This is a genomic window from Halomonas sp. TD01 (assembly GCF_923868895.1).
In the GTDB taxonomy this organism is placed as follows: Bacteria; Pseudomonadota; Gammaproteobacteria; order Pseudomonadales; family Halomonadaceae; genus Vreelandella.
In genome coordinates, this window is record NZ_OV350343.1 from 181858 (window position 1) to 205670 (window position 23813).

Sequence of the window (23813 nt, forward strand, 5' to 3'; positions counted from 1 at the left end):
GGAGTTTAAAAAGCTTGCACACGACCATAAAAATCATATACCAATAGACCGCATGGTATAACTTTTGTTGAGATATTTCATATACTGATTTTATGGTTACCACGTTGGCATGCAATCGAAAGGAACTCGCCCATGAGTGTTCGTACTGCTGCAAAATGGATGTTGTCATTTAACTGCCTGATCGCCTTTTGCGCGGTTGCTAACGATGACGATGTTTTTGACCACGTCATTGAGCGCGCTCAGACGCTAGCCGATGCGCCTTACCAAGCGCCAAATGAGTCGCTTCCCAGCGCTTTGAAGTCGTTGGACTATGACCTGTATCGAGAAATCCGTTTCAAACCCGAGCGAGCCTACTGGCGCGATGAAAGCCCTCTCAGTATGCAGCTATTTCACAGCGGATTTATATTTCAAACACCCGTCGCTATTAATGTGATCGAGAACGGTGACGTTGAACCACTCTCTTTCTCGGCAGATGACTTTCAGTACGATGGTGATGCCAACCGCTTGTTAGAGCATGATTTAACAGGCAGCGGTCATGCAGGCTTTAGGCTGCATTACCCTATCAATAATGATGATTATGCCGATGAATTTGCTGTTTTTCTTGGCGCAAGCTACTTCCGTCTAGTAGGACACGACCAAGCCTACGGCCTTTCTACCCGCGGGCTTGCGATTGATACTGCGTTAGCCAGTGGTGAAGAGTTCCCTAAATTTCGCGAATTCTGGCTTTATAAGCCGGATGAAAATTCTGACAGCATTACGCTTCTCGCACTCATGGATAGCCCGTCGCTAAGCGGCGCTTACCGCATTACGTTAACACCGGGCGAGAGCACCAAGGCAGATGTAGAAGCAACGCTGTTTGCACGTTCTGATATAGAAAAGCTAGGGGTTGCACCGCTCACCAGCATGTTCACTTTTGGGGAAGCCAGCACCGAACGACCTGATGACTTTCGCCCTCAGGTACATGATTCTGATGGTTTGCTAATACACACGGGAGCCGACGAGTGGATTTGGCGGCCGTTGCAAAATCCCTCATCCGTACGCGTATCAGCGTTTATAGATGATGCACCCAATGGGTTTGGTTTAATGCAACGGGAGCGGGACTTTGGCCGCTACCTAGACCTTGAAGCACACTACCACCGCCGCCCCAGCCAGTGGGTCGAGCCACTGGAGGATTGGGGCCCAGGACATGTAGAGCTAGTCGAAATCCCCACGCCAGATGAAACCCACGATAACATTGTGGCTTACTGGGTGGCCGAGGAGGCGCTCACTGCTGGCGAATCACGCCACCTTCACTATCGAACGTTTACGCTCAATGAACAGCCCGAGGCTAATTTACTGGGCAAGGTTGTGCGCACCCGCCATGGAAGCGCAGCGGTTCCAGGCGAGGCCGACTCCCCCTCTGCTGATCAGCGCCAATTCATCGTAGATTTCCAGGGCGGCAAACTGGATGACCTGACATCAAGCGAGCCAATCGAGCTGGACATTAGCGTGCAAAATAGTGAGGCATTACTACCTCAAGTCAAAACACTCCCCAACAACGGGCGACGGGCTACTTTCCGATTGCCCCCCGGCAGCGAGCCCAGTGATATCCGGCTGCGCCTGATGATGAAAGGAGAGCCCGTAACTGAAACCTGGAATTACGTGTGGTATCCCGATGCCTGATCTCCACGCGTTGCGGCCTTCGATGCCCTGGCTTAACGGTCGCCGAGCCTTCCTTGCTTTTACGGTGTTAGCCACCAGCATCGGTGGCTGTATCGTGATGGCGAAGGTAGTTGCCAACCTTGCCATTGGTTGGCAAATCATCATGTTGATACTCTTTGCATTAACGTTTACTTGGATAGCGCTGGCTTTCTGGGGAGCACTGTGTGGCTTTGTGCTTTGTGCGCTACGTCGCGACCCACTCAGCTTACGTCGCCAAGCCATTGTGAACCCCAATGCCAGCCTGCTAGTCAGCCGCACCGCACTCGTAATGCCTATTTATGCAGAACCTCCTATCCCTACCATTGCGGGGCTAGAAGCAACGTGTCGTTCACTTCTCCAGCAAGCAGAAGCGTATGGTGCAGGAACACCCAGTGCTATCAACAAATACTTTGAAGTGTTTGTGTTGAGCGATACCCAAGAGTCGGCCATGGCAGACATCGAAGCGGCCCATGTGGCTGCCTTGCAACAGCGCCTTGCCGGACAGATAGCCATTCATTATCGGCGACGCCCTAATAATGATGGCCGAAAAGCAGGCAATATTGCAGAGTTTTGTCGCCGCTGGGGCCGCCGCTATGACTACATTGTAGTGCTTGATGCCGACAGCTTAATGAGTGGCGCAACGCTGCTGCATTTGGTACACCGAATGCAGCGCCAGCCAAGCGTAGGACTTATCCAAACAGTGCCTATCCCCGTTGGCCAACGTACGCTATTTGGTCGTTTTACCCAGCTAGCCTCGGCACTTTACAGCCCCATGCTAGCGGCAGGCCAAAGTTTTTGGCAGGGCGATGCGGCGAATTACTGGGGGCATAATGCGATCATTCGTACACGCGCTTTCATGGCCCATGCGGGGCTACCGACGCTTTCAGGCAAGCCCCCTTTAGGGGGAGAGTTGCTAAGTCATGACTTCGTCGAAGCGGCTCTCCTGAAACGAGGTGGCTGGCAGGTGTTACTGGATACCTCTGCGACAACCGCCGTATCTCGTCACAACCCTTACGCTAGCGCGTCACACAACAGCTTTGAAGCCATGCCCAGCAACATGCTCGACTTTGCCAAGCGTGATCGCCGCTGGCTACAGGGCAATCTACAGCACTTACGCTTACTCACCGGCGCAGGGTTCCACCCGATTAGTCGACTACACTTTTTATTAGGCGCGTTTGCCTACCTTTCTTCGCTTGTTTGGCTTGGGCTGCTACTCTGCACCAGCCTCATGGTGGGTTATCAAGCCATTGAGACCACGTCAACCCCGCCGTTGCCTGAAGCCCTCTCTCTGGGGCTGTTAAGCGTAACGCTGGGCATGCTGATTGCGCCCAAGCTACTGGGTCTGTTACTGACGTTCTGGCAATGCCCCCATGCGTATGGCGGGCGACTCAAGCTTGTCACCAGCACGTTATTGGAAATTCTGTTTGCCGCTCTGATTGCGCCGCTGATGATGGCGTGGCACAGCTTATTTATCATCAACGTGCTGATTGGCCGGGCCATTGACTGGCAAACTCAGCATCGTGGGGAGCGTTCGCTCAGTTGGCGAGAGACATGGCACCACACAGGATGGATGACGTTGTGTGGCATTGCCTGGGCAGGCACGATGATGCACTTTTCACCCTCCGCGTTTGGCTGGCTAACACCCGCATGGCTGGGGCTGATTGGAGCCGCTCCGTTGGTGAAATATTCCAGCAGTGCCACCTGGGGAAGCGTCATTAGCCGCAAGTTCGGCTTACTGCAAACGCCGAGTTCAGCACAACAACCACCTCTTTTGGAGGACTTTGCCGCGTTAGAAAGCCACAGTCATCACTCCAGTACCACCTTATCTAACCCGTCGCTAACACTTTCTCTAGCGCTTCCCCAAGAACAGCCAGGCGATATGCCCTGCCAATCGTTTCGCTATCACGCTCAAACAGCAACTGAACATGCACCATCCGTTAAGGAGCCTTACTAATGCCTTCTGCTTTTTTTGATCGGCTCCGCAGTGCCAGCGGTATGGCGCGTTCACTGTTTATTTACTGGCGGCCAGGAAGGCAAAGGGGCCTAAAGCAGTTATATCGTCCGTTTATTCAGCCGGGCGATATCGCTTTTGATATTGGCGCTCACTTAGGCGACCGTAGTGCCGCCTTCCACGCGCTAGGTGCTAAGGTAGTGGCATTAGAGCCACAGCCAGCACTGGCCAAATGGTTTAAACGGATACTCAATCGGCCGAACATTACGCTCCTACCACTGGCCGCTGGACCGCAGCCCGGCCATGCGGATATCGCTATCAGTGTTAGTAACCCGACCCTCTCTACCCTAGCGACCGAGTGGCGTCATCAGGTGGGCGAACGCAACCCTGGCTTTCAGCACGTGCAATGGGAACAGCAGCTAAGAGTGGAAGTCACCACACTGGATCAACTGATCGCCACTTACGGCGAACCAAGCTTTATAAAAATTGATGTTGAAGGGTTTGAAGCAGAGGTACTAATGGGACTTAATCACCCCGTCGCAGCGCTTTCAGTGGAATTTGTTGCAGGCGTGTTAGAGGCCAGCCATGCCTGCGTTGAACAGCTGTGCCGCCTTGGTGACTACCGCTTCAATGCAATTGCCGGTGAGCAGCGCCACTTTCGCTGGGCAACCTGGCAAACCCCTGAAACCATTACCCAGTGGCTTAACGATGGCGTTGAAGGCATGGCCTCAGGGGATCTCTACGCCTGCCGTGCCGACCATCCGCTGTTAAACGCATCCGCATAATTCTTCAAAATCTATTTCCAAACACAGCTTTTAAAACAAGAGAACCTGCATGATTTATCACTGGCAAACCCTCACCGCTCCCCAACTCGCCTCGATTGCCGAAGGTGATCCAGTTGCAGTGATCACCCTGGGGGCAATTGAGCAGCACGGTACGCACTTGCCGTTAGGCACCGACCTGATGATTGGTGAAGGGTTACAAGCCGCCATGCTGGACATCATCGACCCAGCGCTTGATGTGTTATGCCTGCCAGCGATTGCCGTAGGCGCGAGCGACGAGCACGCCAACTTCCCAGGAACACTCAGCCTACCCGCTCCACTCGCCATCGCGACATTAGAGGCTTACGGCGAAAGCATTGCCCAGGCAGGTATAAAAAAGCTGGTGTTGATTAATAGCCACGGCGGCAATAAAGCCGTGATGGACCTTGCCGCGCTGACACTACGCAAGCAATTTGCAATGCGCGTAGTGAAAGCCACTTATACACGCCTTCCGCCACTGGAAGGTGCTATCAATGCCGATGAGCTGCGCTACGGGTTGCATGGCGGACTGCTGGAAACCGCCATCATGCTGCATTTAGCACCTGAATTTGTGCAGCTCGACAGCTACCAGCCCACACCACCGGCAATGCCTAAAGGTGACGCACTAGTGAGCCCAGAAGGTAGCGCCGCGTTTGCCTGGCTTGCCGAGGACTTGAGTACGTTCGGCGTTGCCGGTGATGCAACGGATGCTCATAAAGCATTAGGTGAACGGTTAGTAAGGCACTACGCCACTCAGTTAGCGCAGGTGGTGGCCGAAACCGCCCACCTGCCGCCGCTTATCACACGTAAAACATCAAATTAACGCCCACGACCTTCAAGCACTTCGTCTAGGAAGTGCCCTGCCCGGCTTGCTTTGGCGCTTAGGTAGCGGTGATTGTGATCAGTCACACTGCCATAGAGCGCCTGACGTGAGACGACCTCAATACCGCCTTCACGTAGGGCTGCCATTTTCAATGGGTTGTTGGTCAGTAGCTGAACCTTATCTACCTCAAGTGCATTGAGCATATCAACCGCGACAGCGTACTGACGCTCATCCTCGCCAAACCCCAGCACTTGGTCGGCGTCTACCGTATCTAAACCACCATCTTGCAGCGTGTAGGCGCGCAGTTTATTGGCTAAGCCAATTCCCCGCCCTTCTTGTGCTAAATAAAGCAACACACCACCGCCCATGGCTTGAATATCGGCCACCGCGTTACGTAGCTGCTCACCGCAGTCGCAGCGCAGGCTGCCAAACAAGTCACCGGTTAGACAAGCCGAGTGCATACGCAAAGGAACCGCACCTGGGATGGCATCCAGATCGCCAATCACCACGGCCACATGCTCTCGCAGGCCATCGGGTTCGCGAAACAGCACGAAGCGACTCTCGGGTGCTTCTTCAAGCGGAATACGCGCCTCACTCACGCGCTTTAGCATCCCCGGCGCGCCGGCTAAACACTTCTCAGCATCGCGGGCATTAACCTCTAACAGTTCACCTTTTGATAACTGCTGAGCAATATGGTCGGCGGATGCCGCACTGACCTCAGCGCACAGCGCAGCCGGTATCAACAACGCGCGACGCATCAGTGCCACAGCGCCTCGCTCCCCTACGCCTGCTGGCTTCAGGCCGCTTAACAGTGAGTGGGACATCTTCGACGCTTCATGGGACACGGCAAGATGGTGCAGATCACGCTCACTGATTTGCTCAGTGAGCGGTAAGCAAGCGGCATCCGCCTTAAGCGTCATGCCCATTGCTTCCAGGCGATGACGCGTTAATACCAGCGCAGGTCGCGAGCCAGAAAGTTTCGCCAGTGAACTGACCGATACACTGCCTTCAAGTGCCTGTACCAACAGGCGTTGCTCTCCGGTATTAATCACCACGGGCAATCCACGGCGAATATCGAAAATAGCGCGTTCAATGTGATACATGTAGGCCTCCAAGTTGCCTGTTGGGGCGGACAACGTTTGCTTGCGTCGGGCAACATGGCCCCGCATGATGAGTTTCTGTTTTTTGAGTGGAGATACCATGCCTAGCACCAATGAAGTGACGATCGATACCGACCAAGCGTGGGCATGGTTGTTGGACACTCAGCAGGGCATCAGAAGTGACGTCACTATTACGCTGGATACTCACGGCAGCTGGCACTCCCCTGACTCGGTAACAAGCGCCGCGCAGGAGCTGTTGACGTGTTTGCTGCCACTGATGCGTCATTCGAGCTGGGTGGTTGCCCAGCTGGGACAGAGCCTGGATGGACGCATTGCTACGGAAAGCGGTCATTCCCACTACATCAATGGCGTTGAAAGTTTGGTGCACCTGCACCGACTGCGTGCGCTGGCAGATGCCGTAGTGATCGGAGCGGGCACGGCGAGTGCTGATAACCCCCAACTCACGGTACGCCACGTAACGGGCAAGCACCCTACCCGAGTGGTGATTGACCCACGAGGGCGCGTACCAGCTGATTTGGCGCTGTTCACCACGCCTACCGCACCCACTCTGCATCTCACCGGGCCAGAGGCAACGGTGGCGCAAACGACGGCCGAACACTGCGTGTTGCCGCTGGATATCAATGGTCAGTTCCGCCCCGCCGACGTTATTGCCTTGCTGGCGAACCGTGGCCTGACTCGGGTATTGGTAGAAGGCGGCGGCGTTACTGTTTCGCAGTTCATTGAAGCAAATGCGGTTGACCGCCTGCATTTGCTGGTCGCGCCGCTGCTGATCGGTTCCGGCAGGCCTGGGTTGCAAATGACGCCCATCGACACCCTTGAGAGTGCGCTGCGTCCTACGATGCGATCTTTCCGGTGCGGGGACGACACGCTCTTCGACGTAGTGCTGAGCGGGCGCACTGCCTGACGGAGAACTGCATGGCGGAGAACTGGACGGCGTAGCGCGTGTTCGCGAGGCCAGCGCCACCCAAATGCCTGGCAGGCTAGAAATCAGCACTAACACACCATAAGCCAGTGATATCGCCACACCTTGCGCCGAAGGCAAGCCAACAAACATCCAAATGCCTGCGGCGGCGCCTTCCCGCACCCCCCATCCGGCAATCGAAAGGGGCACCAGCATGGCAAGCAGCAATACCGGTGCCAGCGCCAAGACATCTAACGCTGCCAGTTCCACACCGATTGCCCGAGCCGCACAGACCATTACTAGGCCATAGCTAAGCACGATAGAAAAAGAAGAGATCAGTTGCCGTGGCCATACGTCACGCTGCAGTAGCCCGCGACGCATATCCTGCCCTAATGCAGCGCACCAAGTGGGTAGCGTCACCGCCGAGCGTCGCAGCCAGACCATCAGCGTCACACCGGCCACCATCACGATACCCACTACGCCCACCACTACCATCAAGCCACTAAAACCCAGAGCCGTTAGCCAGAGTGGCGACGTGAACAAGGCGATCAGTGTGTAAAGCGCAATCGCCAACTGCCCAGAAGCACGCTCAATCACCACCGCACGCCAAGCACTACCCTTTGAAGAAGACTGACGAGCATGGCGATGGGCACGACCTGCATCACCCAACACGCCACCTGGTAAAAGTTGGTTAACCAATAATGCTAAGTAGTATTCCCGCAGTGCATAACGGTAGCGCAACGGCACGTCGATTAAGCCTGCCGTCAACTGCCAACGCCACGCACTCAGCATCACTTGCAGCACACTGATCAACAGCGCCAGAGCCATCCAGCCCGGCGCAAAGCGCTGCACTTCTGCCATCACCGCGTCTGGCTCTACCCACAGGGCAACAGCGGCCAGCAGCCCTAAGCTCACTAACCCTTTTTGCACCCATGGGGTTCTCAGCCAGCGCCAGAGTCGCATGGGATTAGCCCTCGTCCGCTGGTAGCGCCAGCAAGTCGCGGTGGCCTACCCAAATACCAACCTCGCCTTCGGCCACATTACGCAGGCGTTCATCACGCCACTGGGCAATCCGTGACGCCGCCTCTGGAGCCTGTTCGGTAGCAGCGCTCGCCCATCCTTCAACTAACGCGCACATTAAGGGGTACTGCGCCAGCTTACTCGCCGCCAATCGCCATGGTGTTTCAGCCTCAATAACACGATAACCGTAGTGAGCCATCGCTTTGGCTAGCGCGCCGTGGGCATCGCCGCCTAATGCATCGCCTAAGCCCTTATCCCGACGCTGGTGCGCGTTGAACAGCTCGCTGACCCAACGATCGTCAGGGTCGTTCAGAGGTTGCTGCTGGGCATTGGTAAAGTACCATTCGCCGGTAATGCTTAGAGTGATAAGAAGCGCTTGCCGATGTTTAGCACACTGTGCAGCCAAGGCATCAATCCACTCTTGAGATACTAAATCGATCAGCGCAGATGCCGTCACTACGTCGCAGTGCGTAAGTGCTGGGTGATCAAGGTGTGCGAGAGAAGCGCAGTGAGTTTCCACCTGGAGCGTTTCACCTTTACCCGTGTTCAATTGGCTGGTTCGCGAGTAGGCTTCATTAAGTAAGGCAGAATCATGGTCAATCAGCATCCAGCGCTGGGCATCGTGCAAGCGAGGCGCAAGAAACTGGCTATTACTACCACGTCCACAGCCTAAATCCGCCAGTATCACTGGCGAGGAAGCTTCTACTCGCGGCGCGAGCTCTTCTGACTTAGATAGCTCGGCTCTCCGCTGATTTTCTGATAACCATCTCGCTAACGCATCCACCAGCGCTTGGCTGCGCGAGCGGGCATCGACGGTTTCACGCAGCGATAACCAATCCGCTGCAAATTGGCTTCCCGCCGACAATGTCGAAGATTGCTGCAGCGCCTCGGCAAACGCCTTTCCTGCAGCCTGCCAGTTGCCCAAGCAGGCACGCGCAGCGGCGGCACCTGCACGTAGTTCAGTGCGTAGTGTCTCATCATGGCAGAAAGCCGCCAGCGCACTCGATAGCGCCTCAACATCCCCCGGCGCTACGCTGATGCCAGCCCCTTTGGGCAAGGTATCCCGCAGCGCACCGCCGGTGGTGGTGATAACGGGCAAGCCATGGGCTAGCGCTTCAGTGACCACCATGCCGTAACCTTCATACCAAGAAGGCAACACCAGTGCATGAGCGTTTTGATAAGCGGCTTCCAGGGTTGCGGCATCACATTCGCCGTGAAGCGTTACCCCATCGCCAAGCTGATGGTTGTCGATCAGCGTTTGAACGCGATCCGTAAATGCAGCATCACGAGCACCGCCAAAGCAGTCGCATCGCCAATGCCCCCTCTCAACACCCGCCAAGGCTTGCACCAAAATATCCTGCCCTTTACGCGGGGTAAGCGTTGCCACGCATAACAGACGTATAGGCTCGTCGGGCTGCGCTGCAGAGCTGACAGGGGCATGTTCAACCCCAGGCTCCACCACAGTGATAGAGGCACTAAATGGCAGCGCGTACTGTTCCGCCAATGCCTTTACGCGACGCTCAGTAAAGCGACTGGTCACGATCACTCTATTCACGTGCGCCAGCCCACGTAATTCACTACGGTGAAAACGCTGCTGTTCCATCTCATTCAAGCCCTGCTCATCGCCCAACGGATGATGCAGCAGCGCTGTGATATCCAGGCGCTCAGCGTGGACAGCCACTACCTCTGGCAGCGCCCCCATGGCCAGACCGTCGATAATGACCCGCGCATGATTCTGCAACGCGGAAAGCGTATCGGCGAGCGACTGGGCGGCCTCATCATCGGCATCAGGAAAACGCCCAGACACCCCCACCACATTGATAACCAGCCCACGCTCGCGCAGTGCAGCGACAATATGGGCATCATAAATATACCCACCGGTACGCTGGTCTGGATCGCCAGCCACTATCAAGGTGAATGGCTGACTCATAGCGCCCCTTCATAGCTTGCCCACGCCACATGAGATTCATGCAGCTTGATCTCCATGTGCGTCAGCCCCTGAGCGGTGGTACCCATTTTTCCTGCTTTGATGGCAGCCGCCAGCTGGTCAAAAATCACCTTGGCCATAAATTCCGTGGTGGTGTTTTTACCGCTAAATTCGCTCACCTCATCAAGGTTGCGATAGTTGTAATCCGCCAGCACCTCTTTAACCGTCTCACTAGCCAAACCGATATCAATCACTAGACCATCCTGGTCAAGTTCAGGGCGCTGAAACACCACGTCTACTACATAGGTGGCGCCGTGGGTGCGTTGGGCAGGGCCAAATATTTCCCCATTAAAACTGTGGGCAATCATGAAATGGTCACGAACGCATAAACGGTACATAGACACTCCTGTCGTATTAATAAGACCTTCAAAGCCAGGTCGTTCTAACTAATTCGTACTTAATTAAGCCGCATTAATTAAGCGGGCAATGGATAACGAATTCGATGACAAAGCGCTGTGCTACCTGGCCCAAACAGAGCAGGTGCCAGCGTTGGAAAATCGGCAAAATCGCTCTCACCGCTGATCAGTGCATCTAATCGCTGGTCGGTGAGTAAGCGTAAAGCGAGCGCTAAACGGCGGCGATAATTCCAGCGCGGCTGTAACTTGGCAGGCAGTTGCCCAACCTGGCTGGCGCTAAGCGTTAAACGCTGGGAGTGAAAAGCGCCACCGAGCGGCAGCGACACGTCGCCTTCGCCAAACCAGCTCATTTCAATCACGCGGCCTTCATTGCCCAACAAGCCCATAGCCAGCCTCAGGCCATCTGGCTGGCCGCTAGCATGAATCACGCAGTCTTGGTCCGTGGGGGCCTGTTCTGGCGTACAGAAAGGAATACCTAAATGCGCTGCCAGAGCTTCTCGCTCAGGGTTAATGTCGACCAGATGGACTTCCACACCAGGAATTTGCGCACATAGATACGCCACCAGCGCACCGACAACGCCAGCCCCCACCACACACACACGTTCGCCAAGCATGGGGTTAGCATCCCACACGCCGTTAATGGCAGTTTCCATATTGGCGGTTAACACGGCACGGTAAGCGGGTACGTCGTCGGGAAGCGGCAAAACAGCGCCGACAGGCACGACGTAGTAGTCCTGATGGGGGTAAAGGCAAAAGACGGTTTTATCGAATAAATAATCTGGCCCTTGCTCCACATAGCCAATGCTGCAGTAGCCATATTTCACAGGAGTAGGAAACTCCCCTGCTTGAAAGGGGGCACGCATACGCGAATATTCACTTTCCGGCACCCGCGCATTAAATACGAGCGATTCAGTCCCGCGGCTAACACCGCTGTAAAGGGCACGAACCCGCACCTCATTTTCAGCGGGTGACGCTAGTGGCTCCTGCTTTAGCTCACCATACATAGGGCGAGTCACCCAAAAAGCCGTAGCGGTATCAGGCGGTAACATGACATTTCCTTATGGTTTAAGCGCTTCATCCATCCTTACAGCGTAGCGTAGAAAGCGAGGTGGTTGCTTAACCCATGTAAACGCGAGGATGATTAAAAACAAATGTTTCTACATCATGGACAACCTTTCCTTCTTATACAAGAATGGTACATAGAAAATAATTTGCACACTTTAATTCAACCGCGGGCCATCGCGCCGCTTTGCGAGTAAGCATGTCCTCTTTCTCCAACACCTCCAGCGTCTCTTTGCCCAAGCGTGTCTACACCTTGGCTGAGATAGCGTTGGCTAGCTTATTGCTAGTAGGCTTGGGCGCAATGCTGCCGGGATTAGTCGCCAGCGCTGCAAACTGGTGGTTGGCAGCTGGCTTCTACGTCGTGATGGGCGCACTGGTGGTAAGTTTTTGGCCCCATGGCCCGCTCGGTTGGGCAAACCGAGTAACGCTTGGGCGCGGCGTACTCGTCGCCATCGTGGCAGGGGCGCTGGCAGCGAATGCTTTTACCAACGCGATTTGGCTATGGCTAGCGGTCGCTGTTATCGCGCTGTTACTGGACGGTGTGGATGGCTGGATTGCCAGACGCACAAAGACTCATACCCCGTTCGGGGCGCGCTTTGATATGGAACTGGATGCGGTATTAATCCTGATACTTTGTATAGGCTTATTGCAGAGCGAACATCTAGGCGCTTGGGTACTACTCATTGGCGGCATGCGTTATTTGTTCATCGCCGCCAGCTGGCCTTTTCCGTGGTTAAAAGCACCGCTCTTTGACAGCTTCCGCCGTAAAGCAGTGTGCGTGTGGCAGGTCGTCGCATTGCTGCTGGCGTTAACGCCACTCACCTCTCCTCTTGCTGCCAGCCTGCTCGCACTGAGTGCGTTAGTCACACTCAGCTACTCATTTGGCTTCGATGTGTGGTGGCTGTTTAAGCAGCACCATTAATTGCTCTATCAAGACCAGTTCCCGTCATCCACTGGCCTCACAACGGGCCTCAACCTGTACTGTTCGCGCTTAAGGGAGTAGGGTAGCCATCCGGATCGACCCCATGTGCGCTTTATTTAAGCTCACTGTTTGCGTTAATTCGGCCCCTCTATTTAAGGCGTCTCCAACGCCTGACACGTGCACGACCAGGCTGCCAACCGCTGCCACCTCTCGCTACAGACATACCTAGAAAGATGTTCTGTTTTTTGCTTACGTCCTGTCGCGGCCACCCCGTCAAGAGAACTGTGGTTGCCATTTAGGATGCTAGGGCTGCAAAGCCTATGGGTATTCAATGAACGAAGAAAATTTCTATCAATTCTCGACACTAACGGTGATCGCCTTACTGTTGGCCTTTTACGGCGGCACGTACCTACTGACGTTACTGATCAAAAAGAAAAAGGAAAATACCGACGCCTTCATGGTGTCCAATCATCAGATTGGCTTTGGTCTGGGCGCAGCCAGTATGACCGCTACCTGGATCTGGGCAGCTTCATTCTACGGTGCCGCCACCTCGGGTTATACCTACGGCATTTCTGGCCCTTTACATTACGGGCTATGGGGCGCACTGATGATTCTGTTCATCTACCCCTTTGGGCGTCGTTTTCGCAAACTGGCCCCGAACGCACACACCCTGGGAGAACTTATCCATGCTCGCCATGGCGCTTCAAGTCAGCTAATCCTGGCCTCCTCCAACATTCTGGGCAGCATTATCAGCTTGATGGTTAACTTCACAGCGTCTGGTGCGCTGGTCTCGGTACTCTCACCACTGTCTTTCCAGGCGGGCGTCGTGATCGCGGGGGTCGGGGTGCTCTCTTATACGCTGTGGTCGGGTTTCCGCGCGTCGGTACTCACCGACTTTGCCCAACTGATGGCAATGATGGCTGTCGCCATTCTAATTATTCCAGCGGTGATGTTTGCCCTCGGCGGCCCACAGACACTATCGGATGGCATGAGCCTACTCACCCCAGAGCAGGCAAATCTGTTCTCGATGGATGCAATTCTCAATCAAGGCGCACCTTTCTTTGTTGCGGTGCTCGCCTACGCGATTGGCAACCAAACCATCTCCCAGCGGCTATTCGCTGTGCGTGAAGACCATATCAAACCGACCTTTATCACCGCGACCATTGGTTACGGTGCGATTGTTATTGGCCTAGGCATGATTGGCTTAATGGCACTAATGACCGGTATGGAGCCCATCGGTGGTGACATGAACAACCTGATCCCGCAAATGGTGTCGATGTACCTCTCGCCGGTATTTATCGGACTATTCTTTATTCTAGTAATTGGCTCGCTCTCCTCTACCGCTGACTCAGACCTTTCCGCTATGTCCGCGATTGTGATGGCCGATGTGTATGGTAAAAACATCGCTAAAAACAAACCTGACCCGACCAAAAAGCTATTTATTGGTAGGTTGACGATGATTGTCGCAACACTGATCGGGGTGATTCTCGCCAGTTTCTCGATGGATATTCTGATTATGCTGGTCTTCGTTGGCGCACTTTGGGGGGCTATTGTGTTCCCGGTCATCGCCAGCTGTTTCTGGGATCGAGTCACCAACACGGCGTTTACCTCGGCTGTAATTGCAGGCCTAGTGATGTTCTGCATCGCACGCTTCGAATTAGTGCCTATGGTCAGTGTGGTCGCGGGGCTGTTTGAGCTACTCGCCGCCGTGGGCGGTGGCGTGGTGCTCGGCCTGATGGCATTTGGCTTCTGCGGGCGTAGGGGCGGTGTGATCGTCGGCGCGCTCAGCGCCATTGTACTGGCCTACTTCAGCATTGGCTTCCTACGTGAGTACACAGTACTGCTAGCCTCATTAATGGCCTACGGCGTTAGCACCCTTGTTTGCGTAGCAGTCAGCCTGATGAGTTCGAGCAAGTTCGACTTCTCGCAGATCGATCAGAAAGTGATCAACTACGACCCAGCCAAGCCTGCCGCTCAACGGTAAGCCCAGCGTGGCGCTAGAGTCACTTCAAGGGCTGGTGTGCTATCGCGCACCAGCCAACTAACAGGAAAGCACATGCAAACTTTTATATTGGCGTTATATGTCCTTATCTGGCCGTTGATCTCACTGGCTATTTTCGCGGTTATCGGCATTGCCACCATCAAAGACATACGCGTTGCCAAGCGCGAGAAACGCGAGCTGGTGTAAGCGCCACGTTCAAACCTTGTTGGATTGATCCACGAACTGCGATGGCAGTGGGATGTCAGAGCAGCATAACAACAGGAGATAGACATGCAGACGATTGAGCTAGGCGGAGACAGCGTACCCCGTATCGGCCAGGGCACCTGGCATATGGGCGAGGATGCCGGGCAGCGCCAAGCTGAAATCAAGGCGCTGCGTGAAGGCCTGGAACTGGGCATGACACTGATTGATACCGCTGAGATGTATGCCGAGGGCGGCGCTGAAGAAATTGTTGGCCAAGCGATTCGTGGCCGGCGCGATCAGGTGTATCTAGTCAGCAAGGTTTACCCGCACAACGCCAGCACCCAGGGTGTTCAAGCTGCCTGCGAGCGCAGCCTACGCCGATTGGGCACCGACACGATTGATCTCTACCTGCTGCACTGGCGCGGACAGTACCCGTTAAGCGAAACCGTGGAAGCGTTTGAGCGGCTGCGCGAGCAAGGCAAGATTCTGCGTTGGGGCGTATCGAACTTTGACGTTGACGACCTAGCGGAGCTAGACGCGCCCGCGTGCGCCACCAACCAGGTGCTCTATAACCCCGAAGCACGCGGCATTGAATACGATCTGCTGCCCCGGCAGGCTCAACACAACATGCCGCTGATGGCTTACTGCCCCATTGGTCAAGGCGGCGCGCTGCTGCGTAACGCTACCCTGCAACGCATCGCCGACAAACACAGCGCCACCCCCGCGCAAATCGCCCTTGCCTGGGCGCTGCGCCACCCCGGTGTGATTGCCATCCCGAAAGCTGTGAGCCTGGACCACCTCAAACAGAACGCCAACGCAGATAGCATCCGGCTCGACGAAGACGATTTGGCACAGATAGACGCCGCTTACGCGCCACCAGTACGTAAACAGGGTTTAATGATGGTGTGACCAAGCGTGAACCTTTCGAAGGTGTTGGTAAACCAGCCCACAAAGATAGACTCGCGAGTTAATGCAGAGCGTTGCGGCAATTTTGGAGCCGCGAGGCGGTGGAAAAATTGTCCGGCAACAGCGGCCTGTTATGCATTATTCGTAGTGGCTCCATAGCCTGAGGACTTTCACTACTTGTTCGTCTTCTAGCACCTGGTAGACCAAACGATGCTGAATATTAATGCGGCGTGAATAGGCGCCCGTAAGATCACCAATGAGCTTCTCAAACGGGGGTGGCTTGCGGTACGGATCTTCTGCAATTAGGGCCAACAACTCTTGGGCTTTTGGCTTGAGGCCGCTTGAAGCCAGCTTCTCTGCGTCCTTCTGGGCTTGTTTGGTGTAAACCAACGTCCATGTCACCAGTCCAGCTCCTCATCGCACTCATCCACGGAGGTATCCATTCCCTCACGAATAGACTCCCGCATACCCGGTACGGAGAGCAGGTAAAGCGTTTCCTGAATGGCGGACCAGTCTTCCTCGGAAACCAGGACGGCTTTGTTCCGCTTACCCATGATGACGATGGGTTGGTGGGACTCGGCGGTCTCGTCAATCAACCGATAAAGGTTGCTACGCGCCTCCGTTGCTGTGATCCCGGTCATGACGCACCTCTTGCGTGTTTAACTTTTTATCAATTGTACGCCCTCTGGTACGTACGTCAAAACGAACGTTCTGAATAACGCCGCATTAAGGTGTGAGTAGCGCTTTCCTATACTTTGAGCGAAGCGAAAGCGGCAAGCGTTGCGAATCACTCTTAAATGCTTTGTTATGTTTCAGGATACATCTCACGAATTAGATTCAGTGATAAAGTCCCTTCGTTAACAAGTGGGGAAATTGTGTCTGTCATTTTTATTTGCTGCCAAGCTTTTGCATTGGTTTTAAAATCAGAAAAACACTTAACGTTGTCTACTCTTCGAAAATGTCGGAACCATACACCCAACTCTGGCACTGGAGTTTTTATATAGTTGTAGTCACCGGATACATTACAAACAGCAAATGGAAAGTGATGAGAGATAATTAGAACTTTATCACCGATCTTCATTTGGTTTTCAAACGCAACATAATCTTTTTGGTGTTGTGGAATCTTCTCCAAATCTTCAAACTCTAAATCGCCTACACGCTCAGAAAAATCTAAACCAATAAATCCTGCGGATAAACTCTGTGCAGAATGAAAAGCTGAATTCCCAGAATCATCTGGGTGTAACTGCATACGCCAAAACGCCATATCTACCTCATTTTACGAAAATTGAACCTGAAACATAGCGAGGCTGTAGAAAAACCCGATTTCGAGCCGTTTCCACCGCCTGCTGTCCTTATTCATTTACCCAGCCAATCATCTGGCTGAGTAATCTTAATATCGGGGCGGATGCAGACTCTGAGTGCAACACACTCATTGGATGGTTGATGGGCTTTCATGGTACTTGGCCATCAGCTCGCTCATCACTTCTATCGGACATTTAAATCCAAAGCGTTTTCGAGGTCGCATATTCAGCTCAAAGGCAATGGCGTCCAGCTCTTCCTGGCTATGTACTGAAAGGTCCGTTCCTTTCGGTAAATATTGACGGATAAGGCCATTGATATTCTCATTGGCCCCACGTTGCCAGGGGCTATGGGGATCGCAAAAGTAAATCGCAACGCCGGTTTCTTGAGTGATTTTTGCATGTTGTGCCATTTCACGCCCCTGATCATAGGTCATGCTTTTTCGAGCGGTGGTCGGCATTCGATTCAGAGCAGCACTAAAGCCTGCTACGGCGGAGGTGGCGGTGGCGTCGTCCATTTTTGCGAGGATCAGATAGCCACTACTAAGCTCTACCAAGGTGCCTACCGCGGACGCGTTATTCTTACCTTTGATCAGATCGCCTTCCCAGTGGCCGGGCATTTCACGCTTACTGACCTCGGGCGGACGTAAGTGAATGCTGACCATGTCAGGGATCTGGCCACGTCGATCCACTTCGCCACGGCGAGGCTTGCGTGTGGTTTTACCTTGTCGCAAGCAGTGAATCAGTTCCTTGCGAAGGTGGCCAACAGGCAAGGCATAAATGGCCGTGTAGATGGTCTCTCGGCAGACGTAGGCATCGCGCAAATCAGGTAGTTTCATCGTCTTGAGCTTGCCGCTAATTTGTTCGGGAGACAAGCGTCGCCGCAACATATGCACGATGAGATCAAACCGCTCGGTGCCTGGCAAAAGCTTACGCGCAGGACGACAGACCTCTCGACGCTTTTCTCGCTGACGTTGGGCGTACCGGGCGCAGTAACCGTTCTGGGCCATTTGGTTACGGCGTATTTCACGAGAGATGGTTGAAGGAGCTCGCCCCAGGAGCTGGGCAATATGCCGAAGGCTCATCCCTTGGGCTTGACCCACTTGGATGCTGGCACGTTCTTCAATACTGAGTTCGAGGTAAGACATGGGACAACACCTTAGCGAAATGCTCAGGTGTTGCACTCAGTTTCTGCGGCCAAGCGGTATTTAGCCACTTAGGCACCCAGCTAAAGCTTGTTGAAGACGACCTTTTGCTCTTAAAAAGCAACTTACTCCACTCTAAGCCCTTCATGATGCGGCCAAGTGGCCGTAATTCGCCAACTTCTCAATATTGTGCACCAAGCAGTAGAGCTGCCACTGGCCCTGCCCCTTTCTACAGCCGCAACGCCTGAGTTAGAGCGCTTTTTCATAGATGGATACGTTATCCCCTCCGTAAAGCACGGTTTCGATATACGACCAGCCACTTCGCTCCAGAAGGCTATTTGCTGTGCTTGTGCCGGAGTAGATTTTTTTGTACCCCAGCTTGCGTGCGATGCTTTCAAGCTTAACAGTCAATGTTGCGCCAATTCCACGACGCCGGTACTGGGGGAGTACCATGCCGCCACCAATCCAAGGGGTGAGGTGGTCATGTGTAGTAACACATTTAGCCTTCAATACCGCGATACCAAGAGCAGAACCATCCTGCATCGCAACAACCCCAATAGGAAGTTTATTGTGATTAGAATATGCCAGCAGGTCTTCTTCTGCGTTTCCCCTGCCCCGCGCACCGTAATACTCCGGCCATCCACACTCAAACATTTCTCGAAGTGCTGGCAGTAGTTCGGGGTGATTGGCTAGAAGAGCCAAGTCTAAATTACTCACCATGGTTTCCAATACGCTCTAATGCCTATATCTGCGGCTTGGGTGAACTGGCGGCTTTTTTTCCGCGCAGCGCGAAAAAGGTGACAGTTCAACCAAGTCCGAGAAGATGCACTTGTTATGGCATTTTGTTTCTTTTTAGCCATATGGAATACCCTAACAACAAAGGTGGAATCACTATACCAACCACGATTATTAGGAAGTAAAAGAATTTATGCGAAATCTCAGCTGTAGTCATGGTGCCGGTATAATCTCTTTGGCCAAGCACGAGATTAGAAATAATATTGGTACCTAAACCAGCAGTAAAAAAAGGAATGATTAATAGCGCTACATCGTACCCTGCTTTAATTTCATTTCCGTCTGGTAAGAGGCCGCGTAGATCACCGAGCAATCCCAGAAAGAAAGCAGCAAACATTATTAATTGAACACCAACTATAAAATCTAATGCCTTAGGTGTCTTGGGGTCTCGGATTAACCATAGCAATACTCCAGAAGATAAAGCCGACAATAACATCAATACAATTAATACTTCTTTCATATGCTCCATGCTTTAGATGATTCCCTTTGTTGAGTAGCCATAACGAGGCTGTAGAAAACCCGATTTCGAGCCGTTTCCACCGCCTGTTGTCCTTATTCATTTACCCATCCGGTCATCTGGCTGAGTAATATTAATATCGGCATTTAGTCACTTGGGCGCCCAGCTAAAGCTTGTTGAAGACGGCCTTTTGCTCTTAAAAAGCAACTTACCCCGCTCTAAGCCCTTCATGACGCGGCCAATTGGCCGTAATTCGCCAACTCCTCAATATTGTGCACCAAGCAGTAGAGCTGCCACTGACTTTGCACTTTTTTCTTACCCCGTAGGATGAACCGATTAAGTCGTTTCGTCGTGCCAATATTGCCGAACACCGGTTCCACTACCGACATGCGATGACTGTAGATCTGCTTGCCCTTGGGGCTATCGACTCGGTGCTTCATCCAGCCAGTGTAATTGGGTAAGCGTTTGTTCTCGATAATAAAAGATACCTATCGACTGGCACCGTTCCGATGGCACTTGCCGTATTTGCTTATGGAAAACTGACAAGTCGAGTTTGTGTTCTATCAGGTAGTTCACAGCGTGTTCAAAGGTGCCCGGCTGGAGCTGATCTTGGTAGTTGATCACCACCATGGCGTTTTGATCATAGTTATAAGCCTTGAAGCGCGGCATGCTGACCACTCCTCGTATGTTTCCTCGATCCTACCAAAGCTTAGCCTTCCTACAGGCTCAACGTTCGGGTAATTGGCGTGGTTTGCGTAGAGAACGTTGTGCAAACTTGGCCGAAGGCCAGCACAACTTAAACGAAACAGGCCACGTCCGATTGACTCGCTTGCTAGAGCAGAGCTGACGAAATCACAAACCCACCCACCAACGTAGTTCCCGATGCCACTATGAACCCAAGGCATGTCTTCACTATGCCGCCCGCTCTCTTAGCTTTTTGCTCATCCTCCGACTTGAGGAATATAGGCAAAGAGATAAAAAGCACAATAACAGCAATGAGTATACAGATTGCTGTAAAAGTCACTGATGCAATAACAACTAGCAAGTGAATTACGTCGCCGCCCAATTCGACAAGGAAAACACCCTCTTTAATATAATTGTCGGAGGAGTACTTGGCAGCGTTTAAGATACTCCCATGGTGCTCAAGTAAAAATTCTTTTATGTCGGATTGAAGAAACTCGTTCAGCTTTTCATTTTCGTGCTCATTTAGTTCGGTGCAAGAAACCTGTTCGGAGCCTTCTTTACCGACAAATGTACAAGTATTTCTTTCTGCTTTTTGGGATCGCTGCTCAACTTCACTATTGGTTAGAAGTTCACCACCATGGGTCTCGTACAATGTTCCTATGTATATTGCACTAATCCATGCTGCAAGAACTATTATCAGCAGCACTATAAATGGTACTCTCCAGTAAGCTTGAAGTGCTGGGATCTGTCTAAGTTTCATATTTATTTCCCGTACTCTAACGAGGCTGTAGAAAACCCTCAACCAATTTTTCGATTATGCTCATACGTGAAATATAGAAGGCCTTTCGGTAAAAAGTGCTTCAGATTTTAAAATTAGAGGCTATTTTTAGCTCAATTATTGAATAATTCCTGGTCGATAAATACTTACGACCTTGGTGAGTAGACCAGGGAGTTGCACCCTCGGCCTCTCGCAGAACGGTGCGTGAACCTCTCGATTCACACCGCTCGCATCAAGCAAAGTCACTTACCATGCCTCACTGCCAATGTACAAACAGGGAAAGTCGGGTCTTAGCCAGTGTTTTCAAAAGCTGATTTGCCCGCATTTTCCGGTCTTTTAAGCGTTTGAACTTCTTCATCGGCCAGGCCACCAATGTCCGGTTAAAATGTCGCAGCACTGGGTATATGGCGGAAGGATAGAACCTTCCATAGCACGCCAGCCCCCCGAAAAATCGGGTTATGTCGTCGCGATATATCAGCCAGACTCAGGTTGGAACGATTGCGATAGTTCAATCTCCGTGTTATTTGCCGCATGGACTTCATAGCTGCTTGACTGACCGCTGGCGTAAAATTCACAAACATGCTGTTTCGCTTGAGGTTCTTCACCAGCGTGGTCTGAAGGTGTACCCAAGGAAATCAAACTGAGTGTTTGGGTATTGCCGTCTGCGTTTTCCATCCTTGCAGTAAGCAACCTTAGTCTTCACCGAATGCATTTCCAGGCCGCATTCCCGTAACCGTTTTCCAACGCAGCCCTGACAGCCAGGGCCTCATGTTCGGTTCGACAATGCACCAATCCATCATCCGCATACCGGCACCAAGGTGCCCTCGGAAATGTTCTCCCCATCTAGATATCAAAGGCATAATGCATGAACAGGTTAGCCAACAGCGGACTGACCACGCCCCCTTGGGGGGGCCGAGAGAAGTGCCTTGCGCAGCAACTCATGGTCTATGTTGTCAAACAGGCCTTTGATGTCGAAAATAGTATCGCCAACATCGCTCACGCGTGATACCTACAGCATTCAGCGCCGATTTTCCGGGCCGGTAGCCGTAGGAGTCCGGAGCGAAACAGGCTTCGATAACAGGTTCAATCTCCCGTTTGACCACCATTTGAGCCACGCGATCAGCGACGGTGGGAATGCCCAAAATGCGCTCCCTACTACTCTTTTTAGGGATGGCCACAGCTTTAACAGCCGGTGGGAAGTAAGTCCCTGACGACATCCGATTCCAGATCTTGTACAGATTACTCCTCAGATCTGCCTCGAACTCCGCAAGTGACTGCCTATCCACACCCGCAGCGACCGCATTGGTCTTCACTGCCTTATAGGCGTTGTACACTGACCACTTATCAATGGTGTATGACTTTGTTGCACTCATCCGTCTCCTCCTGTGTCCAGCTGGACGCCAAGTACAACCACTTGATCCGAGTCCTTCGCTCCAGCCGCATTACCGGCCTTCATCACTACTACAACTCGGTCCGTCCCAGTGCTCCGCATCGGTACTCTCGCCTTGTGGTTTTAGCCACTTGTGCTTCTCCCTTAACATCGGAACGACTGGTTCCCGCAGTTCCGCACAAAAGCCTGAATCAGATTCACGCCCCCTATACGCCGGCTGCCGCTTGTCCAGTAATCAGGAGTCCGACACTTGTCCCAGCGACGTCACCCCATCTTCAGTAGCACCCGGGTTTAGAGTCTGACGTTACTTTATCGTGTTTTAAAACCAGTTGCTCGGCATAGGCGGAAGGCGTTAATCCTCCCAGTCCTTTCTTCGGTCTTTCCTCGTTGTATTCCCGTCGCCACGCCTCGATGATGACTCTCGCGTGATGCAGGCTGGTGAACCAGTGCTCATTTAGACATTCGTCTCTAAAACGCCCGTTGAACGATTCGATGTAGGCGTTTTGATTGGGCTTTCCAGGTTCGATTAAAAACAGGGCAACACCACGTTGATGAGCCCACGTCAGCATGGCGCGTCCGCAGAACTCCTTCCCATTATCCGTACGAAGGGCACTTGGAAGGCCACGTTGTAGCACTAGATGATCCAGAATCCGTGTTAACGACAGCCCGTCAATGGCACGGTCAGGCACGATAGCCACGGCTTCATGGGTGGCGTCATCGACAATAGTGAGGTTCTTGATCACTCTCCCTTCCGCCGTGCGGTCAAACACAAAATCCATTGACCAGACCTGATTGGCAGCGCCAGGGCGGCCCAGGGGCTTGCGTTCAGACAGGGGAATCTTCTTACGCTTGCGTCGCTTTACCTGCAACCGAGCCGCCGCGTAGAGGCGTTCGACGCGCTTGTGATTGACCTGTTCACCGGCTTGACGCAGCTTCAGGTAGATCATGCCCGCGCCGTAACGACGATGTCGGTGTGCCAAGGCAACAATGCGTTCACGTAATGTCTCATTGCGGTCAGGAGCCGGTTGGTAGCGCAATGCACTGGCACTCATACGCATGACACGGAGCGCTCGGCGCTCACTCAGGCCACGTGACACCATAAAACGCACCACGTCTCGACGTGCCGGGGCGCTCACCACTTTTTTCTCAGCGCCTCGCGAGTGACCTCCATCTCCAATAGCGACTCCGCGAGCAGCTTTTTCAGGCGTCCATTTTCGGCTTCAAGCTCTTTCAGTCGCTTGGCATCGGGGACGCTCATGCCGCCAAACTTGCTGCGCCAAAGGTAATAACTTGCTTCCGAGAAACCGTGCCGACGACATAGCTCCTTGATGGGGAGTCCCGCCTCCGCTTCGCCCAAGAAGCCAATGATCTGTTCTTCGCTGAAACGCTTCTTCATGTCCAATCTCCTTAGCATAGGATCGGACTCTAAAGTGTAGCGCTACTCAATCTGGGGGTGACGTCGCCAGAAGGTAGAAACGCCTCTGGTTTTGACAGCGGGTCTCTGAATAACGACGCGTCAACGGGGGTTCACTTGCGTTCGTCTCTCTAATCCACA

Annotated in this window: 23 protein-coding genes and 2 pseudogenes; 9 read left to right on the forward strand and 16 right to left on the reverse strand. The window is 53.2% G+C overall.

What is annotated here, in order from left to right; genetic code table 11:
• The first annotated feature begins 132 nt into the window (after window positions 1-132).
• Genes L1X57_RS00880 through L1X57_RS00895 form a run of 4 tightly spaced genes read left to right on the forward strand, consistent with a single transcriptional unit; the run spans window position 133 to window position 5254 of the window.
• The gene (locus L1X57_RS00880) at window positions 133-1662 is read left to right on the forward strand and encodes a glucan biosynthesis protein (protein ID WP_009722436.1); all 1530 of its coding nucleotides are present in this window, start codon (window positions 133-135) and stop codon (window positions 1660-1662) included.
• Window positions 1655-3634: a glucans biosynthesis glucosyltransferase MdoH gene (gene mdoH, locus L1X57_RS00885; protein ID WP_009722435.1), complete on the forward strand. Its 1980-nt coding sequence runs from the start codon at window positions 1655-1657 to the stop codon at window positions 3632-3634. Before L1X57_RS00880 ends, mdoH begins: the two co-directional genes overlap by 8 nt.
• Window positions 3634-4416, forward strand: a complete 783-nt coding sequence (locus L1X57_RS00890) for an FkbM family methyltransferase (protein WP_009722434.1) — start codon at window positions 3634-3636, stop codon at window positions 4414-4416. Before mdoH ends, L1X57_RS00890 begins: the two co-directional genes overlap by 1 nt.
• A 49-nt stretch (window positions 4417-4465) precedes the next feature.
• Window positions 4466-5254: a creatininase family protein gene (locus tag L1X57_RS00895; protein ID WP_009722433.1), complete on the forward strand. Its 789-nt coding sequence runs from the start codon at window positions 4466-4468 to the stop codon at window positions 5252-5254.
• Here the strand turns inward: L1X57_RS00895 and ribA are convergent.
• Entirely contained in the window at window positions 5251-6357 is a 1107-nt protein-coding gene (gene ribA / locus L1X57_RS00900) for a GTP cyclohydrolase II RibA (protein WP_009722432.1), read from the reverse strand. The genes L1X57_RS00895 and ribA overlap by 4 nt on opposite strands.
• 274 nt (window positions 6358-6631) lie before the next feature.
• Between ribA and L1X57_RS00905 the strand changes: the two genes are divergently transcribed.
• Entirely contained in the window at window positions 6632-7279 is a 648-nt protein-coding gene (locus L1X57_RS00905) for a RibD family protein (protein WP_234668074.1), read from the forward strand.
• Between the two features lie 90 nt (window positions 7280-7369).
• On the opposite strand, the pseudogene L1X57_RS00910 reads toward L1X57_RS00905, so the two are convergent.
• From L1X57_RS00910 to L1X57_RS00925, 4 genes and pseudogenes are all read right to left on the reverse strand, one after another.
• Window positions 7370-8239, reverse strand: a pseudogene (locus L1X57_RS00910) (lysylphosphatidylglycerol synthase transmembrane domain-containing protein); the annotation flags it as partial.
• Window positions 8240-8243: 4 nt separating this feature from the next.
• Entirely contained in the window at window positions 8244-10226 is a 1983-nt protein-coding gene (locus L1X57_RS00915; RefSeq protein WP_009722430.1) for a glycosyltransferase, read from the reverse strand.
• Complete coding sequence (locus L1X57_RS00920; protein ID WP_009722429.1) at window positions 10223-10621, reverse strand: 6-pyruvoyl trahydropterin synthase family protein; 399 nt, start codon at window positions 10619-10621, stop codon at window positions 10223-10225. Before L1X57_RS00920 ends, L1X57_RS00915 begins: the two co-directional genes overlap by 4 nt.
• Before the next feature lie 77 nt (window positions 10622-10698).
• Window positions 10699-11688, reverse strand: a complete 990-nt coding sequence (locus L1X57_RS00925; protein WP_009722428.1) for a zinc-dependent alcohol dehydrogenase — start codon at window positions 11686-11688, stop codon at window positions 10699-10701.
• A 212-nt stretch (window positions 11689-11900) separates the two neighbouring features.
• On the opposite strand from L1X57_RS00925, the gene L1X57_RS00930 reads away from it, so the two are divergent.
• From L1X57_RS00930 to L1X57_RS00945, 4 genes are all read left to right on the forward strand, one after another.
• Window positions 11901-12623, forward strand: a complete 723-nt coding sequence (locus L1X57_RS00930; RefSeq protein ID WP_009722427.1) for a CDP-alcohol phosphatidyltransferase family protein — start codon at window positions 11901-11903, stop codon at window positions 12621-12623.
• Window positions 12624-12954: 331 nt separating this feature from the next.
• The gene (locus tag L1X57_RS00935; protein WP_009722426.1) at window positions 12955-14607 is read left to right on the forward strand and encodes a sodium:solute symporter family protein; all 1653 of its coding nucleotides are present in this window, start codon (window positions 12955-12957) and stop codon (window positions 14605-14607) included.
• 72 nt (window positions 14608-14679) lie between these two features.
• Complete coding sequence (locus L1X57_RS00940) at window positions 14680-14811, forward strand: putative transporter small subunit (RefSeq protein WP_009722425.1); 132 nt, start codon at window positions 14680-14682, stop codon at window positions 14809-14811.
• Window positions 14812-14895: 84 nt separating this feature from the next.
• Window positions 14896-15717 (forward strand): aldo/keto reductase, encoded by an 822-nt coding sequence (locus L1X57_RS00945; protein ID WP_009722424.1) that lies wholly within the window; start codon window positions 14896-14898, stop codon window positions 15715-15717.
• 135 nt (window positions 15718-15852) lie between these two features.
• Here L1X57_RS00945 and L1X57_RS00950 read toward each other — a convergent pair whose 3' ends face one another.
• The 11 genes and pseudogenes from L1X57_RS00950 to L1X57_RS01000 form a co-directional block, all read right to left on the reverse strand.
• Window positions 15853-16116 (reverse strand): Txe/YoeB family addiction module toxin, encoded by a 264-nt coding sequence (locus L1X57_RS00950; RefSeq protein ID WP_009722423.1) that lies wholly within the window; start codon window positions 16114-16116, stop codon window positions 15853-15855.
• Complete coding sequence (locus tag L1X57_RS00955) at window positions 16113-16355, reverse strand: type II toxin-antitoxin system Phd/YefM family antitoxin (RefSeq protein ID WP_009722422.1); 243 nt, start codon at window positions 16353-16355, stop codon at window positions 16113-16115. The genes L1X57_RS00950 and L1X57_RS00955 overlap by 4 nt, the downstream gene beginning before the upstream one ends.
• 164 nt (window positions 16356-16519) lie before the next feature.
• Complete coding sequence (locus tag L1X57_RS00960; protein WP_009722421.1) at window positions 16520-16978, reverse strand: hypothetical protein; 459 nt, start codon at window positions 16976-16978, stop codon at window positions 16520-16522.
• 165 nt (window positions 16979-17143) lie between these two features.
• Window positions 17144-18160: an IS30 family transposase gene (locus L1X57_RS00965; RefSeq protein ID WP_234667734.1), complete on the reverse strand. Its 1017-nt coding sequence runs from the start codon at window positions 18158-18160 to the stop codon at window positions 17144-17146.
• A gap of 246 nt (window positions 18161-18406) precedes the next feature.
• Window positions 18407-18877 carry a GNAT family N-acetyltransferase gene (locus L1X57_RS00970; protein WP_009722419.1) on the reverse strand — a complete coding sequence of 157 codons (471 nt, stop codon included), beginning with the start codon at window positions 18875-18877 and terminating at the stop codon, window positions 18407-18409.
• A gap of 112 nt (window positions 18878-18989) precedes the next feature.
• Window positions 18990-19409: a hypothetical protein gene (locus L1X57_RS00975; protein ID WP_143759711.1), complete on the reverse strand. Its 420-nt coding sequence runs from the start codon at window positions 19407-19409 to the stop codon at window positions 18990-18992.
• Between the two features lie 224 nt (window positions 19410-19633).
• Window positions 19634-19918 (reverse strand): annotated as a pseudogene (locus tag L1X57_RS00980) (transposase); the annotation flags it as partial.
• Window positions 19827-20075, reverse strand: a complete 249-nt coding sequence (locus L1X57_RS00985; protein WP_234667860.1) for a transposase — start codon at window positions 20073-20075, stop codon at window positions 19827-19829. The gene L1X57_RS00985 and the pseudogene L1X57_RS00980, both read right to left, overlap by 92 nt.
• Window positions 20076-20238: 163 nt before the next feature.
• The gene (locus tag L1X57_RS00990; protein WP_009722417.1) at window positions 20239-20850 is read right to left on the reverse strand and encodes a hypothetical protein; all 612 of its coding nucleotides are present in this window, start codon (window positions 20848-20850) and stop codon (window positions 20239-20241) included.
• 971 nt (window positions 20851-21821) lie between these two features.
• Window positions 21822-22241, reverse strand: a complete 420-nt coding sequence (locus L1X57_RS00995; RefSeq protein WP_009722415.1) for a reverse transcriptase domain-containing protein — start codon at window positions 22239-22241, stop codon at window positions 21822-21824.
• A gap of 292 nt (window positions 22242-22533) precedes the next feature.
• Window positions 22534-23654, reverse strand: a protein-coding gene (locus tag L1X57_RS01000) for an IS3 family transposase (protein ID WP_409559424.1) whose coding sequence is annotated in 2 segments (ribosomal slippage) — window positions 22534-23396 and window positions 23396-23654 — 1122 coding nt in all. Because the reading frame shifts where the segments join, the coding sequence is not laid out codon by codon here.
• Between the last annotated feature and the right edge of the window lie 159 nt (window positions 23655-23813).

Excerpts from the sequence above, each read along its gene's own strand:
- L1X57_RS00880 (WP_009722436.1), top strand. The coding sequence starts at position 133 with ATGAGTGTTCGTACTGCTGCAAAATGGATGTTGTCATTTAACTGCCTG.
- mdoH (WP_009722435.1), top strand. The coding sequence starts at position 1,655 with ATGCCTGATCTCCACGCGTTGCGGCCTTCGATGCCCTGGCTTAACGGT.
- L1X57_RS00890 (WP_009722434.1), top strand. The coding sequence starts at position 3,634 with ATGCCTTCTGCTTTTTTTGATCGGCTCCGCAGTGCCAGCGGTATGGCG.
- L1X57_RS00895 (WP_009722433.1), top strand. The coding sequence starts at position 4,466 with ATGATTTATCACTGGCAAACCCTCACCGCTCCCCAACTCGCCTCGATT.
- ribA (WP_009722432.1), bottom strand. The coding sequence starts at position 6,357 with ATGTATCACATTGAACGCGCTATTTTCGATATTCGCCGTGGATTGCCC.
- L1X57_RS00905 (WP_234668074.1), top strand. The coding sequence starts at position 6,632 with ATGCGTCATTCGAGCTGGGTGGTTGCCCAGCTGGGACAGAGCCTGGAT.
- L1X57_RS00915 (WP_009722430.1), bottom strand. The coding sequence starts at position 10,226 with ATGAGTCAGCCATTCACCTTGATAGTGGCTGGCGATCCAGACCAGCGT.
- L1X57_RS00920 (WP_009722429.1), bottom strand. The coding sequence starts at position 10,621 with ATGTACCGTTTATGCGTTCGTGACCATTTCATGATTGCCCACAGTTTT.
- L1X57_RS00925 (WP_009722428.1), bottom strand. The coding sequence starts at position 11,688 with ATGTTACCGCCTGATACCGCTACGGCTTTTTGGGTGACTCGCCCTATG.
- L1X57_RS00930 (WP_009722427.1), top strand. The coding sequence starts at position 11,901 with ATGTCCTCTTTCTCCAACACCTCCAGCGTCTCTTTGCCCAAGCGTGTC.
- L1X57_RS00935 (WP_009722426.1), top strand. The coding sequence starts at position 12,955 with ATGAACGAAGAAAATTTCTATCAATTCTCGACACTAACGGTGATCGCC.
- L1X57_RS00940 (WP_009722425.1), top strand. The coding sequence starts at position 14,680 with ATGCAAACTTTTATATTGGCGTTATATGTCCTTATCTGGCCGTTGATC.
- L1X57_RS00945 (WP_009722424.1), top strand. The coding sequence starts at position 14,896 with ATGCAGACGATTGAGCTAGGCGGAGACAGCGTACCCCGTATCGGCCAG.
- L1X57_RS00955 (WP_009722422.1), bottom strand. The coding sequence starts at position 16,355 with ATGACCGGGATCACAGCAACGGAGGCGCGTAGCAACCTTTATCGGTTG.
- L1X57_RS00960 (WP_009722421.1), bottom strand. The coding sequence starts at position 16,978 with ATGGCGTTTTGGCGTATGCAGTTACACCCAGATGATTCTGGGAATTCA.
- L1X57_RS00965 (WP_234667734.1), bottom strand. The coding sequence starts at position 18,160 with ATGTCTTACCTCGAACTCAGTATTGAAGAACGTGCCAGCATCCAAGTG.
- L1X57_RS00970 (WP_009722419.1), bottom strand. The coding sequence starts at position 18,877 with ATGGTGAGTAATTTAGACTTGGCTCTTCTAGCCAATCACCCCGAACTA.
- L1X57_RS00975 (WP_143759711.1), bottom strand. The coding sequence starts at position 19,409 with ATGAAAGAAGTATTAATTGTATTGATGTTATTGTCGGCTTTATCTTCT.
- L1X57_RS00985 (WP_234667860.1), bottom strand. The coding sequence starts at position 20,075 with ATGCCGCGCTTCAAGGCTTATAACTATGATCAAAACGCCATGGTGGTG.
- L1X57_RS00990 (WP_009722417.1), bottom strand. The coding sequence starts at position 20,850 with ATGAAACTTAGACAGATCCCAGCACTTCAAGCTTACTGGAGAGTACCA.
- L1X57_RS00995 (WP_009722415.1), bottom strand. The coding sequence starts at position 22,241 with ATGAGTGCAACAAAGTCATACACCATTGATAAGTGGTCAGTGTACAAC.